Source organism: Erwinia sp. MYb416 (genome assembly GCF_037479575.1).
In the GTDB taxonomy this organism is placed as follows: domain Bacteria; phylum Pseudomonadota; class Gammaproteobacteria; order Enterobacterales; family Enterobacteriaceae; genus Erwinia; species Erwinia rhapontici.
Genome location: NZ_JBBGYT010000142.1, coordinates 1 through 779 on the forward strand (window position 1 = coordinate 1; position 779 = coordinate 779).

At 48.3% G+C, this 779-nt stretch carries 1 protein-coding gene; it reads right to left on the reverse strand.

Going from position 1 to position 779, the window contains the following annotated elements:
• Nucleotides 1–57: 57 nt before the first annotated feature.
• On the reverse strand, nt 58–779 hold a 722-nt coding region (locus WH277_RS01350), incomplete at its 5' end, for a hypothetical protein (protein WP_339503930.1).

Below are 779 nucleotides of genomic sequence, written 5' to 3' on the forward strand. Positions count from 1 at the left end.
CACATTTACAGCTTGAGCAGGTTGCTACTATCGAATAAAAGCCCGGAAGGGCTTTTATTAGTGAAGCAATCCTAGGCCGCGCCTGCGTTTGCGTTCCTGTTCTTGCTGCATCTCTTTTGATTTCTCTTGCTGAGTAATCTCCGTCTTTTTCATTTTTAATCTATCGCTAAAGCTACCACGCGATGCTGGCGCTGATGGCTCCGGTTCTTGCTGCATATCTGCTTGTATGTTGTCACTAATGACAACACTAAAACCGGCGGTCGCTTTCTCTGTTTCTGCTGCCGCTTTGCGCTGCGCTGCGTGAACTTCGTCGAGTGCTTCAAGCTCTTCGATCTGACTCTTCGACATGCCTTTGATGTCGCGGAAATCGTCGCCTATCGTGCTGGCTGTAGTGCTAGCAGGCTTAGCGGCAGGCGCTTTTTTGCTGCGGCCTGCAGCTGGCGTTTGGTCATTTTTATCATCATGCTTCTTAGTGTCATCATTCAAACCAATTTGCTCTTTAACTGCTTCGAGCCTGGCTTTCGATTCTGGTGTGCTTTGATAGCTATCATCAACGACCATATTAAATAGCTGTGTATTTGTTTCGCTTATCTCGTTGAGTGTTGCTTTTAAGATATGTGCCCCTCCGCCCGTTTTAGCGCTTTCTGGCGCGGTTCCGGCGGTGGGTGCCGCCTTATCAGGCGAGGGTTTTGGTTTTTGATGTTCAGCAGCTCCGAAATACATCGCCTCTTCTTCTTTTGTCAGCTTCACCTGATACAGCATATCGAAACGCTCTTGTC